This window comes from Vogesella sp. XCS3, assembly GCF_020616155.1.
Taxonomy (GTDB): Bacteria; Pseudomonadota; Gammaproteobacteria; order Burkholderiales; family Chromobacteriaceae; genus Vogesella.
On record NZ_CP085530.1, the window covers coordinates 924472 to 936986 of the forward strand.

The window sequence follows — 12515 nt, forward strand, 5'->3', positions numbered from 1 at the left end:
GTCATGCTCCATGAGAAAGGCCAGCGCTGGGCTGGCCTTGGTGTTTGTTCTCTTCGTAAGTGGCAAATGGGTACTGGCCACCAGTTGCCCGTACAACTCCGCGATTAACCAGCTTTTCTAGGGCGGCAATCCGGTGCGGCACCTCTGAAATCCACCAGTCGGTGAAGCCGCCGTGCTTGCGTATCTGGCCAAGCACCAGCTGTTCGTGCGGGTGTAGATCGGAAATGCTCAGCATCACGCACCGCCCTTCTGTAGTTCTGCGATCAGCCCAACGAAACCGCCGGCCTCACTTCGTGCCTTCATACATGCTGGGCAGTGACAGCCAAAAAACCAGTTCCCCTTGCGGTATTCGTGTGGCTTCTTTATTTCGTCCCATCCTTGGCAGTCACGGTGCCCACATACTTCGCATTTGCTCCGTTTCATCACGCACCGCCTTTCTGCGCGGCGGCGCCAACCATATATGCCCACACTAACCCGCATTCACTTGGCGTCAACTCTGCTTCAAACTTAATGCCGCGCTGAATGCCAATCCTTCCTGCTGCGCGCATTCTGTCGTTCGCCACCACTGGAACCAGCGCGTAACCATCTGGCACGGCCACGGCTTTCTGCCGTAAGACTGCGTTTTCATGCTCCAGCCACTCGGAAAGCTTTTTGTAATTATTTGGGCAGCCATCGGACACAGCAGCCTGCGGCGCGGCGGCGAGCATGGCGCGGAGTTTTGCCAGGTCGCTACCGCAACGCGCATATGCCGCGCTGAACGCATCGCGCTCTCTCCCTGCGTAGTAGTCTGGTGCCTGCGCTTGCAGAGAGTAGTTGTGCGCTAGTGCATGAAACCCTTGAATGAAGTCCACTGGCACCAGCTTGTAACCTACCGGCACGGCCACGCCAGCCTGAACCACCGAGGAATCCTCGGCAGTTGCCAGCGGCTGGGCGGCGTAGCGGTCGGCGATGGCAACCAACTTGTCACTCATGATCTGGTGGCGAATCTCGGACGCGCAGCGAGCGCCATCGTAGATGCTGTACACATCGCAAATCTCGGCGCACTCAGCCACCGCTGCGCGCATGGCTGCCATCAGGACATCACGCGCCACCGGCTGGGCTTGGGGTCGTTCGTACAGCGCAATAGCCCCCTCATCGCCTTTTTCGCAATCAGTCCAGCCAAATGGCTCGGCCTTGAAGTAGCCGAACGGCTCCGCCGTGGTGGATTGGTTGGTGTGTTCGGTGTTCATAGCTAGCTCCTAAAACAGCAGCGGCTGCACCGCGCCGTTCTGGTAAACGATATCCATGGGGAGGGTGGCGATAGGCTCGTCACCGGCCCAGCCTTGTGGCCAGGTATTCAGGCTGATCAGTTCGCGGATGCGGGCTTCTTCTTCGGCATTCAGCAGGTCGATCAGTGGGCGGCCAGTGGCGCCGGCCACGCGGTTTACTTCAGCTTGAATAGCAAGCACGCGCTCCAGACCCATCAGGCGAGCGTCGAATGTCAGCGGGCCCATGCGTTGAGGGTTAGCCGCAATGCTTCCATCCTTCAGTAACTCTGCCCCTGGCTTGCGCAGGCGATGCTGGGGCAGGCGCAGCTCACGCCATAGAGGTTTCAGCTCTTTGAGTGGGGTGAGGTACTGCCAACGCGTGTTTTGCAGGATGGTGTCCAGCGCCTTGTCTTCGCTGGCCAGCGGGCAGCCGATGCAGCCAGTGCGTGCATTGACCTCTTCGGCCTCGTCGCCGCCGTAGGCATCGGCGATGGTTCTGGTGCTCCAGTCGCCAAACTCGGCAGCCGGCGCCCAGTGCTTTAGCCACTCCCATACGTGACACACACGCCAGTGCAGTAGCGGCGCCAAGGTGGCGATCCGGCCGCGCAACCCTCTGGCGTTCGGTAGCACCTGCTGATACCAGCCCTGGCCGCACTCGGCGCCATCCTTGCCGCAGGACATTTCGATGCGCCGGTCACGCATGGCGCTCTCGCCCTGCCGGACGCCGGTAATCATCAGGATGTTGCCGTCCAGCTGATCCAGCCTTTGCCGCAATGCCTCCTCCATCGGGCTGATCTTGATCTGGCCTGTGCACCAGCGCAGCGTGCCGTTGTTGGGTGGCGGTACGCCCCGGCCAAGCAGGTACACCATGAAGCGCTTATCCAGCGGGGCGCGTACCACCTCAACATGCACGCCACGCTCCTCCAGCTCGTCCATGATCTGCTGTGCCGCGATGGCCAGCGGCGGCAACTCCAGCCGCGTATCGGCATAGAACACGGTCAGCGACTTGGGGCGCTTGATCTTGCCAGTATCCAGCAGGTACATGATCAGCGTCAGCGTGGCGCTGCTGTCTTTGCCGCCAGACCATGCGATGCCCCAGTGATCGTGATCTTGGCCGTAGGCCTGCATGGACTGGATAGTCAGCTCGATGGACTCGGTCATCTGCATGCGCTTGGCGCCGGCGGCAAAGATATCGATCTGGACGGGGGTCATTTTCTTGCCTCCTTCTCCATCCGACGCCGCTCGATCTCACGGCGGGCATCGGCATTGCGGATATCACGGTCACGGGCGGTCGGCAGTGGCTTGCCGGCCAGGTCTTTGCTGCGCAGATTGGCGCGCACTTCCAGGTAGTCTCGGTGTTCGCGGGTCATCGTGGCTGCCCCTCTACGCGCTTGAACTCCACCACCCATACCCAGGGGTTGGCCGCCCAGCTGCCTTCGCCGTTGATGCCGTCCCACAGGCATTCGTACAGGTCGCGGGCGGTGAGCGTTTCGTCGGCGTCTGGAATGTGGCGCAGGAAGTCGATGCCTTCCGCCTCGGCGTCGGCCTCGCTGATATCCTGCAGGCGCTCCACGCGAACGCTGACGATTTCCAACAGGATGCGGCTGGCCCAGCGCGGCATGTGCATCGAGGCGCGGGTTCTTGATTCGGCCTTGTAGCCACTGTCGGCCAGATACCAAATGTGACTGCGTGGAATGTCACGCGGGGGCAAATGGTCGAACGTGGTGTGCGCCTTCCATGCCTCCCGCACCCACAGCCGGTCGCCAGGCTGGCCGTAGGGGCAGACGCGGTCAACTTGATCGAACAAGCGCATCAGGGCGGCGGCGTCGCCCTCCCATGGGACGATGCTTTTATCCGTGACCATCTGCGGGATCGGCTTCACCACGCTCCGTGTCTGCGTTTTCTGGCCGGCCAAGATGGCGCGGATCATCGCGCCGCTGAATAGAATCGGGCGTTCTTTCATGCCTCACCCCCGTCGCTCTCAACCAGGTCTGCTGGGTAGCGCGAGCCAGCCACCGGCGCCACCTTGTTTTGGCACTCACCCGGGTGGCTGCAGTAGTGGCCACCCACTACAACCGCGCCGCAGATGGTGCTGCGATTGATCATGCCGCCCACCGCGCAGGTTGGCCGCTGTGGTTGCTGGTGTTCCATCACGCCGCCCTCGCCAGCTGCAGTACATTGTCCAGGCTGCCATCTGGCAGGCCCTTCAGTACCAGTACCGCTTCCAGCTCCTTGATGCGCTTGTCCGCGGCTTCCAGTTGCTGCTCTTGCAGTACCACACGTTCTTCCAAGGCGGCGGCTGCAATGCGCAGGTGTGCAGCCTCGCCGGTGGTGTCCTCTGTGCACGCCAGCACATGCTTGAGCTGACGCACCTCCGCACGCTCGTTCTGAATGATGGTCCAGTACTGACGGCAGGTTTCATCTGCGCTAGCCACGCGGTTTTCCAGATCGGCAATGCGGCCTTTCTGCTGATCACACACGACTTTCATCCGGTCGTAACCAGCCGCGCGCCATTCAAGCTGCTGCATCTTGCTGGTGAGTGCGGCCAACTCTTCGGCCTTCATGATCACGAGGGAAACGTTCTGGGTAGTCATGCTGCGTCCTTGAAAAGAGAAAGGCCGCACTGGGCGGCCTGGGTAAGTTCGTGAATGGCTCTGCGCAATCGCTCGGCCTTGTCAGGTGATATAGAAAACGACAGCTGCAGGCCGTTGACCATGAGCCGCAATCGCTCCAGCCCTGCCCGCCTCGCTTCCTGATAGCTGGCGTAGACGTTCGACCGGACGAACACCGGCCCGATGCTGCCGATATCCGGGAAGTGGTAACCCGCCGCCATGCGCCAGCCGTCGGTGTCACGTGCGAAGCCCAGGCGCAGGACATAGCCCGGCATTGGCTCGGTGGTGATCCAGTGGCAGTCGTCGCGGTGATAGGCGGCAGGGTTGACGCCGTGCACTCTGGCCAGCGGCAAGGCTGGCGTGTCGTCGCTGGTGAACGTGAACAGGTCGAGTTGGCTCATGGTGCTGGGTCCTATCAGGCAGCCTTCAGGCTGAGGTCGCTTTCTGCGGCCAACCGCACCGCCTCAAACTGCCCGCCCGTGATTTCCTCGGCATCGCTGCGGATATCCAGGCGGGTCGTCACCCATACGGCGCCGTCGTGCACAAAAGCCAGGAAGCTGTCGCCGCACAGAATAGCCATCCCGTCGTTGTAACCGATAGCCTTGTTGGCCTCGCCACGATCTACCGTTTTGCCATCAACAAAGCATTCCGCCGTTTTGGCACCCCACTCCGCCAGCAGTGCTTTGTGAGGCTCTTTCAGGTCTTTGTTGATCGGTGACTTGAGCCGTGCGCGCGGGCGCTGAATGTAAGCGTTACGGTCGTCAGGGTGCTGCCACAGGTCGGTTGGTTTTGGGGGGCTGAACGCCACCCCGGCGAAGCTGAATGAGTAGCTGGCGTTACGGAAGGCGGCAGTGCCACCGAAGTGGCTGGCGAACGCGCTAGCTGCAGTGCACAGGGCGGCTTTCTTGGCTTCGTACTGCTCCATGGCGGCCACTGCTGCAGGGTCGGTGATCTTGTAGTAGCGTTGCATGTTTGTTCCTTGAAATGACCAGGCCACCGCTTGGGTGGCCTGTGTCGTTACGCTGCCCAGGGCGTTTCGCCCGTGTCGGCTGGTGGTTTGTCGAACAGATCAGGCTGCCCTTTGTCGAGCCCGCCCAGCGCCTGCACCAGATCGTTAACCAGATCGCCCAGCTCCTCAGCCTGTAGCAGGAAGGTGGCATCGAACAGGCTGGCTAGATCGTCACCGGTCTGGCTGGCCTCTTCCTGCAGCACGTCGAGGAACTGCAGGCGCTTCAGCTGCAACTGGCTGGTCAGCACAAAGCGGATGCGCTCGCGGTAGATCAGGCCCAGGCTGGTCACCTGCTTGCCGGCCTGAATGTGCTGGCGGATTTCCTCGGAGGTCAGATCGGTGCGAATCACTTTGACAACGGCACCGTTTTCGCTGTGGTCTTCCAGCACCGCTTCGCTATCCAGTTCGAAGCCCTCGCCCGCCTCGCCTGCGGCTAACCAGTCCGTCATCAGGCTGTGGGGTGACCGCGCAGTACGCGGCAACGCAGCTGGAAACGGCGGCAAGGCCTCGCGCAGGGTGGATACCAGGTTCTCCGCCTTGCTGGCCGTGCTGCTATCCACCATCAACCAGCTGCGGCCGTCATCGATATAGGCCATCACGCGGCCTGCCCGGGTGAATGCACGCGGCAGCAAGTCGTCGGTGATCTGGTCTTTGAGCGCTGACTTTTCCTTGCGGCCAACCTTGCGCAGCTCAGTGGCTTCAATCTCCGCCACCTTCTTATCCAGAAACTCGCGGATCACACCGGCCGGCAACACCTTGTCTTCACGGCGCAGCGCCACCAGGCGGTAGCCGCGCGCCTCGTAAAGTGGGCCATCAACATGATGGGCCGGTGGTACCCAGCCTTCCCCGAACCAGTCCAGACCACCGGGAGGCGTGAATGGCCGTGCGGCCAATCTTTCACGCAGCTCATCGCTGTCGATTACGAACTCTGGCGACAGCTGAAAGAACGAGAGTTGTTTGAACCACATCAGGCGGCCTCCTTCTTGGCACCCAGCACATTGATTAATGTGGCCAGCACATCAGCTTCATGCTCTGCATCGTGCAGCGCGTGGTGCTTGATCTTGTTGGCCGGAAACGCGGGCAGCTGGGTGTCTGGGTACATGTCCAGCGCCAGGCCCTTGAGGCTGCGCAGGCAGCGGTTACGGTGATACGGCCAACGCAGGCCAAGCTGGTTGAATGCGTCCTGCAGCTGGGCGTTGTCGAAGTCACTGCCGTTGCCCCATATCGGGTACGGGTTGAGCTCCAGCCATCTGGACAGCGAGTACATAGCCAGTGGCAGCGCGATGCGGCCAGGTGCCATGAACGCTTCCCCAAATGCCGCGGCATCCTGGTTGAACCACCAGCGCAGCGTGTCGTTGGTGACCGCGCGTCCAGGCTGTCGCACCGCGGCTGGGAAGTGCAGCAAGCGGCGGTACCAGTGGCCAAGCACAATCGCCCGCCCCTGTTCTACTTCAACAGCCACCGCCCCGATCGACAGCAGCACCGCGTCAGGGCCAGTACTCAGGGTTTCGTTGTCCACGATTACGTGACGGGTAGTCGTCATGCGGTGGGCTCCGGTTGTGTTTCGTCCAGCTGAGCCAGTGCCCAGCCGCAGAAAGTTGGCGATAGCACGCCCAGCGTGCGGCATGGCTTGCTTGGCGCCGCATTCATCACGGCATAAGCCACCAGCGCCTGGAAGCTCTCTATCACGCTGGCTGGTGTTGTTGGATCGCGCAGCTGCTGCAGGATGGTGGCGCCCAGGCTGGCCAGGCTGGTGTGGTCAAGGTTGTGCAGTGTTGGCATCAGGGCGTACTCCTGAACGTTCAATGCTCTGGGCGGTACTGGCCCGGGCGACATATGGCTGAGCGTCATGTCTGTGCCCAGGAAGGCATCCCAGCGCGTGGTCTGGTACTGATAGAGGGTGTGGGTCATGGTTGGAACTGCTCCGCGGCCTGGGCCAGTGCAAGCACCAGGCTGCAAACGCAGAACGTCACCAGCATCCGCAGGGCGGACTGGAGGATGCCTTTCAACATCACGCGGCCTCCGGCGGGGTGTAGCTCGGTTCGGCGCACACCTTCACGATGCGGCCAAGGTTGCTCAACACTGTCATGCAGGCTGCGGCAGTGCTGCTGGCCAGCACGTCCATATCCCAACGACGACCATCACGCTCGGTGATGTGCACGGTGATTTTCTTCATCGGTTTGGCTTTCATGCTGACCTCCGGAAAAAAAGAACCCCGCACGTAGCGGGGCAAAGGTGAGACAAGGAGAGAAACACACAGGGAAATCGGGTGGCCCGTGACGTGGGCCAGTCGCCGTGGCAGAATCTATTTGCCTATGTCATCAACCACGGAGAAAAGAATGCCTTTTGACGGTAAACCAAACAGCCATGTACCTCGCACGCCAGCCCCTGCACCTGCTCAGCCAGCCACGCCAGCCCCAACGCCAAAGCCTGGGAATCTGACACCGGCGTTTGATCACATGCCGAGGACTCCGGCGCCGCCTCCAGGTAAAAAATAGGAAACTCCATGGAAAGCCACGAGCCAGAATTCAACCTAACCTACTCCATCCTTCTCGAGCAGATGCACAGCGTCCTGTTTGGGCGGCTGGATCGGTTTTGTACCTTTGCCCAGCTGTTTCTTGGCACTGCTGTTGCCACTGATGTGGCAAACCCTATCGTCAGTGGCTTGTTCGTGGCATTTCTAGCTGCTATACAAATTACCTACCAACCAAGCGCAAAATCTGCCGAGGCGAAGCTTCAGCTGGCACGCTACTTGGAAATTCGGAAGCGTGCGCCAAGCCTGACGCCCGAGCAGGTTCAGGACGAAATCAACTCAATAGCGAGCAGTGACACTGAGGCAGTTGGCGCTCTAACGCATCCCGCGTGGTTAGCGACTGCCATGCAGACAGGCCGCCCTATTGATGATGCCGAATGGCGACGAATGACCCGCCTTCAAGCAGTGGCCTCTTGGTTTGCGGGCAACCATCCGAAAAAAGCATCCTAGCTAATCTGTTGGCCACTTACGGCGGCCAGTCGGACAAGCCGTTGGTTCAGGCCGCTCTCGCCTGTTTGTTGCTGGTAGTCGGTCACCACTCCCATAAAGCAGGGTTGCGGTCCCATTCAGTCCCCAGACAGAGGTGCTACAGCGGTACTCATGCGCTGCTGGTGACCAACACGGCAGGCTACTGGCGCGACGCATCAACCAGCGAACCGATATCTAGCGCTACTTGTAACCAGCGGCCTGTCGTGTTGGTGCTCGACTTCCCGAGCAGCCAGGCGAACTGTGCTTTTACGTGGAACTCTCTTCGCCATTCCCCACGGCCTGCGCCCAGGCTGGTTTCCATAAATGCTCTTGTGCTAGGCTTTGCATTCCATTGTCAAAACCACATCAGGAGCATGTTATGAATAAACGTAGCGCCGACACCCTAGCCATTAACTTCGCCATTCAAATCGCTAACACAGACCCAAACTTCTTTGGAGAAGGTGCCGCACTTTCTGCGCGAGCGGAGTATGTTGCGGACTTTATCAAGAACCTGTCTTCCCGCCTCCAAACAGACATTGATGAGGACGTGAGGCTGGATAGGATCACGCTGCGTTAATTATCTTGGCTGCACTAACCAGCTGTGCAGCCAACTCACCAACATTACTCACGCCACCATTTGCTACATAGCCACAAAGTGCATTAAGAATCATGTCTTTCTGCGCTTGGCTCAGCTTAACTTTTTGCCCTTCCATACTTACCTCCTGGTTGATCAACACGACTGCCGACTGTGGTACAGCGGGCATTTGTGTTGACCCTCTTTCGAAGGCCCCCCAGCCCCTCCACTCGTCATCTGAAGTTAAGGGCCATCCCATCGGTGCGCTTACGATCCACGCGCATTGTCCACCGCTCATGGGGCTTTTGGGGCTGGGTGTTCAGTCTTGCGCCCGTCTGCCTGACGGAATGCCCCGGACTGGGCGGGTGATGCTGTGATCTGTTAAGGAGCTGTGCACCGTGTGCGGTGCTGATGGGGTGAAATGTAAACTTTGGTTCTCATCATGTCAACCTTGGTTTGCATAAACTGATTACTTTAGTTGTCATTGTTGCAACACCTACACATTGGCATAATCGATGTCATCGTCGTTTTTAAATGAGAATGTGATGGAAATTATCTTTCTGACATGGTTGATTCTTGCCATCGGTGTCGCTGGTTTCGCAGATATACGTGGTCGTAGTGCGGCTGGATACGGGTTGTTAGCTTTCTTTTTGTCGCCAGTAATTGGGCTTATTGTTCTGCTGGTAATCCCCGATCTGGCAGAGGAAGCAAAGAAGGAGCAAGCAAGACTATTAGATGAAGACCGCCGCGAAGAAGAGCGCAGGCGGCAACATGAGCTTGAGTTAGAGTCACTTCGGGCAATCACCCACAGCACTCAGCCGGCCAGCCAAAATGCTGCTGCAGCCAGTAGCACCATTGTGTCCATCGCTGACGAACTGGAAAAGCTAGCCGCACTGCGCGACAAGGGCGTGCTAACTGAGGTGGAGTTCATCAAGATGAAGATGGACCTGCTGGCACCCAAGGCATAGGACAAGCCATGCACCTCGACCACTACAAGTACCACCACTACACGGGCCCAGCCAGGCTGGAAAAATCGATCAACTCGCTGGTGGGTATCGTCGAAGGCATCACCATCGACCAGGCCGTGAATGCCCGCGAGGTTCAGTTCCTGAATGACTGGTTGGCCGAGCATGCCGAGGTGGCCAACCGGCACCCCTACAACGAGCTGATACCGGTACTGAACACTGCCCTGGCCGATGGCGTGCTGACCGCAGACGAGCGCGACGACATTCTGTGGCTGTGCAACAAGCTCCAGTCCTCGGAATTTTTCGACGCCATCACCACCGACCTGCAACGCCTGCATGCCATCTTGGGCGCCATTCTGGCCGATGGGGTTATCACCGAAGCTGAGCTGACTGGCTTGTCTGCATGGCTGGCAGATCATGATCACCTGCAGCGTTGCTGGCCTTACGACGAGATTCACAGCCTGGTGGTGAGCGTCATGGCCGACAAGAAGATCGACGAACAGGAACAGAAGATGCTGCGCAGCTTCTTTTCCGAGTTCATCGCCGTACTGGATGACCGCACCATCACCGCCCCGCCAGTGATGATCGATGGCGACATCGTGGGGCTCTGCGCGGTGTGTCCAGATATCGCCCTGCCTGGCAGCGTGTTCTGTTTCACCGGTGCATCCAGCCGTTACACCCGCAACCAGCTGGCCGACGTGGTGCGCCAGGCCGGCGGGGAGTTCGTAAACACGGTAACGCAGAAAGTGCACTACCTAATCATCGGCGCCGACGGTAACCCGTGCTGGGCGTATGCCTGCTACGGCCGCAAGGTAGAAAAGGCCGTGAAGATGCGCAAGGAAGGCTCGCGCATCCTGATCGTGCATGAGCACGACTTCCACGACGCAGTAGCGGACGCTTGAAGCTGGCCACCCTGCTGCTCTGCCGGCTGCTACGTCGGCACCAGTGGCAACGTAGACCGCCCAGCATTGAGTTCAGCACCATCTACCGGTGCAAACGGTGTGGGATGGTGCGTGTGCCAGGCGTCGGTGTGATTGATAGAGGACATAACGGATGAAGACGAAGCTATTGGCCCTGGCCCTGCTGGTGTTGGGAGCTAACGCTTTGGCAGCCCCGCAAATTCAAGACCCCGTACTGTACGCGGCACAGAAGAAGCAAAGCGGTGCCAAGTTCACCTGCGAGGGCAAGCACAAGTGCGGGCAGATGAACAGCTGCGACGAGGCCTACTTCTACCTGCAGCAGTGCGGTGTGGGCAAGCTGGACCGTGACAAGGACGGCATACCGTGTGAGTCGATCTGCGGTGGCTGATCTCCTTGACTTGTGCAAGGCATCATCATATTGACGGTGCCTTGGATGCATAAATTTCGATAGCAGGAAAGCCACAACATGCTTCAAGGGAACCAAACAACTACCATGCTGACAAAGATATAACAAAATTGTGCTATCATGAGCTACAAGATACTAGAGTGGATAGATGCACGGACTGATTCCGGTGCCTTCAGCGAACCATACGACCAGCTCAATGCGAAGGGCCAAGCAGCATGTGATACGCGACTTCTTTATCTAAGAGACCAGCAGCCTCATATGTGGCGGGATCCGAGTGCTAAAAAGTTAGACTGGAGTAAAGACTGTGACTGTAAAGACATCTATGAAATCAGATTTCTTGCAAACAACGTTCCGCAAAGACCTATGGGATACTTCGGCCCCAACAAAAATGAGTTTACCATCGTCATCTGGGTTACTCACAAAGGGAAGCAATACACTCCAAAAGAGTTCTGCGCTATTGCAAAAAAACGATGGGCTGAAGTTAGAAACGGCAATGCAATTACCCGCGAGGTTGAGATCGACTAAACCAAGCAAGCGGCTTAAAAAGTTATCCGATGTTGCTTACAGGAATGAAGTATCCGCACTCAACATTGCGAACTTGATTGCCACTCAAATCCGACTACTCAGGGAAAAGAATAATATGACCCAGTCGGATTTGGCAAAAGCACTAAACACTCAGCAAAGTGCAATTGCAAGACTTGAGGATCCTAGCTATGGGAAGTTTACTCTCAAGTCCATAATAAACATTGCAAGATTTTTTGATGTTTCAGTTTCTGTAGAAATAGTTTCGTTTTCAACTCATTTGCGTAGAACTGCAAACTTGCAAGCTGAAACAATTACGCCAAAGTCGTACCTAGAGGAGTTTGATCCAAGCACAGGCGAACCTCTTTGCACTCTAGATCTTCATCACGACAAGAGCGTTTTGTGCTTAACCAACTATGTAACGCCTGTTTACATTGACAATAGCGTATTTGTAAGCGGCTCCTCAGCTCAATACACCGCAGTTGATAAGTTATTCAGTTTTTAATTCTTACCCTTGAAGAGATACCAAATGGCACGAATCATCCAGCATGAAGAAAATGGCGCAATTGTTTTTTTCTCCATTGACGAAAATGCCAAACACATTGCTGCGGATGGCATTGGACCATGCATGATTGGCCCTGCCAATACAAAAGTGACTTTCATACAACAGGCGATAACACAGCCAGGTGATTCGCAGATTAAAGAGATTGTCGCGACCATTAACATTCCTACTGCTGTGCTATTAGATCTAGCAAGAACTATAACTGAAACATTCAAAGATCAGCCTGGATTGATTGATCTTCCAGCATCACAACTCAAATCTCATCTTTAGGAAAACCCGCTTCGGCGGGTTTTTTCTTGGCCAGCCCTACCAACCGTAAGCCCCTCACCTGCAGTTCCTGCTACACTATACATATACGCAAAGTATTGTTGATGTACGAGCAAGGAGCGACTGCCATGAGCCCATACTTCAAGCCAGACCCAGACAATCCAAGTGCTCACTTCATTAGCAATGAAGAAGCAAGGCGACTGCTCGTTGAGCTACACAGCCAAGATGCGCTAACAGATGAAGAACTTGAGGCCATGCTACGGGAGCTGCATGGTGACGATGATGCCGGACACCCCCTCGCAGTTTCGAAAGAAGTACCACCCTCTGATTGATGTCGATGTACTGGAGTGGCTTGACAAGCAGAAGGCTAAGAAGGAACGGAAAGTCAGTAGGCTGTACTTCTGGTTAGACGTTACCTGGAACGTATGCT

At 57.4% G+C, this 12515-nt stretch carries 24 protein-coding genes; 9 read left to right on the forward strand and 15 right to left on the reverse strand.

Going from position 1 to position 12515, the window contains the following annotated elements; all coding sequences use genetic code 11:
• Window position 1: 1 nt before the first annotated feature.
• From LCH97_RS04220 to LCH97_RS04280, 13 genes are all read right to left on the reverse strand, one after another.
• On the reverse strand, window positions 2-235 hold the full coding sequence (locus tag LCH97_RS04220) for a hypothetical protein (RefSeq protein WP_227303548.1): 234 nt from the start codon (window positions 233-235) through the stop codon (window positions 2-4).
• Window positions 236-422: 187 nt separating this feature from the next.
• A complete protein-coding gene (locus LCH97_RS04225) occupies window positions 423-1229 on the reverse strand; it encodes a hypothetical protein (RefSeq protein ID WP_227303549.1) in 807 nt (268 codons plus the stop codon).
• Between the two features lie 9 nt (window positions 1230-1238).
• The gene (locus tag LCH97_RS04230) at window positions 1239-2459 is read right to left on the reverse strand and encodes a phosphoadenosine phosphosulfate reductase family protein (protein ID WP_227303550.1); all 1221 of its coding nucleotides are present in this window, start codon (window positions 2457-2459) and stop codon (window positions 1239-1241) included.
• Window positions 2456-2617, reverse strand: coding sequence for a hypothetical protein (locus LCH97_RS04235; protein ID WP_227303551.1), 162 nt, complete (start codon window positions 2615-2617; stop codon window positions 2456-2458). Before LCH97_RS04235 ends, LCH97_RS04230 begins: the two co-directional genes overlap by 4 nt.
• A complete protein-coding gene (locus LCH97_RS04240) occupies window positions 2614-3210 on the reverse strand; it encodes a hypothetical protein (RefSeq protein WP_227303552.1) in 597 nt (198 codons plus the stop codon). The genes LCH97_RS04235 and LCH97_RS04240 overlap by 4 nt, the downstream gene beginning before the upstream one ends.
• Window positions 3207-3398, reverse strand: a complete 192-nt coding sequence (locus LCH97_RS04245) for a hypothetical protein (RefSeq protein WP_227303553.1) — start codon at window positions 3396-3398, stop codon at window positions 3207-3209. The genes LCH97_RS04240 and LCH97_RS04245 overlap by 4 nt, the downstream gene beginning before the upstream one ends.
• Window positions 3398-3841 carry a hypothetical protein gene (locus LCH97_RS04250; protein ID WP_227303554.1) on the reverse strand — a complete coding sequence of 148 codons (444 nt, stop codon included), beginning with the start codon at window positions 3839-3841 and terminating at the stop codon, window positions 3398-3400. Before LCH97_RS04250 ends, LCH97_RS04245 begins: the two co-directional genes overlap by 1 nt.
• On the reverse strand, window positions 3838-4260 hold the full coding sequence (locus LCH97_RS04255) for a hypothetical protein (RefSeq protein WP_227303555.1): 423 nt from the start codon (window positions 4258-4260) through the stop codon (window positions 3838-3840). Before LCH97_RS04255 ends, LCH97_RS04250 begins: the two co-directional genes overlap by 4 nt.
• Before the next feature lie 14 nt (window positions 4261-4274).
• Window positions 4275-4829, reverse strand: coding sequence for a hypothetical protein (locus LCH97_RS04260; protein WP_227303556.1), 555 nt, complete (start codon window positions 4827-4829; stop codon window positions 4275-4277).
• Between the two features lie 47 nt (window positions 4830-4876).
• A complete protein-coding gene (locus tag LCH97_RS04265; protein WP_227303557.1) occupies window positions 4877-5836 on the reverse strand; it encodes a recombination-associated protein RdgC in 960 nt (319 codons plus the stop codon).
• Entirely contained in the window at window positions 5836-6411 is a 576-nt protein-coding gene (locus tag LCH97_RS04270) for a 3'-5' exonuclease (RefSeq protein ID WP_227303558.1), read from the reverse strand. Before LCH97_RS04270 ends, LCH97_RS04265 begins: the two co-directional genes overlap by 1 nt.
• Window positions 6408-6779, reverse strand: coding sequence for a hypothetical protein (locus tag LCH97_RS04275; RefSeq protein WP_227303559.1), 372 nt, complete (start codon window positions 6777-6779; stop codon window positions 6408-6410). Before LCH97_RS04275 ends, LCH97_RS04270 begins: the two co-directional genes overlap by 4 nt.
• A 100-nt stretch (window positions 6780-6879) precedes the next feature.
• Window positions 6880-7059: a hypothetical protein gene (locus tag LCH97_RS04280; RefSeq protein WP_227303560.1), complete on the reverse strand. Its 180-nt coding sequence runs from the start codon at window positions 7057-7059 to the stop codon at window positions 6880-6882.
• Window positions 7060-7374: 315 nt separating this feature from the next.
• On the opposite strand from LCH97_RS04280, the gene LCH97_RS04285 reads away from it, so the two are divergent.
• The gene (locus tag LCH97_RS04285) at window positions 7375-7851 is read left to right on the forward strand and encodes a cytochrome P450 (RefSeq protein ID WP_227303561.1); all 477 of its coding nucleotides are present in this window, start codon (window positions 7375-7377) and stop codon (window positions 7849-7851) included.
• Window positions 7852-8029: 178 nt separating this feature from the next.
• Here LCH97_RS04285 and LCH97_RS04290 read toward each other — a convergent pair whose 3' ends face one another.
• A complete protein-coding gene (locus LCH97_RS04290) occupies window positions 8030-8191 on the reverse strand; it encodes a hypothetical protein (RefSeq protein ID WP_227303562.1) in 162 nt (53 codons plus the stop codon).
• Between the two features lie 57 nt (window positions 8192-8248).
• Between LCH97_RS04290 and LCH97_RS04295 the strand changes: the two genes are divergently transcribed.
• Window positions 8249-8446 carry a hypothetical protein gene (locus LCH97_RS04295; RefSeq protein ID WP_227303563.1) on the forward strand — a complete coding sequence of 66 codons (198 nt, stop codon included), beginning with the start codon at window positions 8249-8251 and terminating at the stop codon, window positions 8444-8446.
• On the opposite strand, the gene LCH97_RS04300 is transcribed toward LCH97_RS04295, so the two are convergent.
• A complete protein-coding gene (locus tag LCH97_RS04300; protein ID WP_227303564.1) occupies window positions 8433-8582 on the reverse strand; it encodes a hypothetical protein in 150 nt (49 codons plus the stop codon). The genes LCH97_RS04295 and LCH97_RS04300 overlap by 14 nt on opposite strands.
• A 406-nt stretch (window positions 8583-8988) precedes the next feature.
• Here LCH97_RS04300 and LCH97_RS04305 point away from each other — a divergent pair, with 406 nt between their 5' ends.
• From LCH97_RS04305 to LCH97_RS04335, 7 genes are all read left to right on the forward strand, one after another.
• Window positions 8989-9411, forward strand: coding sequence for an SHOCT domain-containing protein (locus LCH97_RS04305; protein WP_227303565.1), 423 nt, complete (start codon window positions 8989-8991; stop codon window positions 9409-9411).
• 8 nt (window positions 9412-9419) lie between these two features.
• Window positions 9420-10310, forward strand: coding sequence for a BRCT domain-containing protein (locus tag LCH97_RS04310; RefSeq protein WP_227303566.1), 891 nt, complete (start codon window positions 9420-9422; stop codon window positions 10308-10310).
• A gap of 151 nt (window positions 10311-10461) precedes the next feature.
• On the forward strand, window positions 10462-10716 hold the full coding sequence (locus LCH97_RS04315; RefSeq protein WP_227303567.1) for an excalibur calcium-binding domain-containing protein: 255 nt from the start codon (window positions 10462-10464) through the stop codon (window positions 10714-10716).
• 138 nt (window positions 10717-10854) lie between these two features.
• Entirely contained in the window at window positions 10855-11259 is a 405-nt protein-coding gene (locus LCH97_RS04320; protein WP_227305438.1) for a hypothetical protein, read from the forward strand.
• Between the two features lie 115 nt (window positions 11260-11374).
• Complete coding sequence (locus tag LCH97_RS04325) at window positions 11375-11761, forward strand: helix-turn-helix transcriptional regulator (RefSeq protein WP_255619273.1); 387 nt, start codon at window positions 11375-11377, stop codon at window positions 11759-11761.
• Between the two features lie 24 nt (window positions 11762-11785).
• Complete coding sequence (locus tag LCH97_RS04330) at window positions 11786-12088, forward strand: hypothetical protein (RefSeq protein WP_227303568.1); 303 nt, start codon at window positions 11786-11788, stop codon at window positions 12086-12088.
• Between the two features lie 125 nt (window positions 12089-12213).
• Window positions 12214-12417: a hypothetical protein gene (locus tag LCH97_RS04335; RefSeq protein ID WP_227303569.1), complete on the forward strand. Its 204-nt coding sequence runs from the start codon at window positions 12214-12216 to the stop codon at window positions 12415-12417.
• Window positions 12418-12515 lie beyond the last annotated feature (98 nt).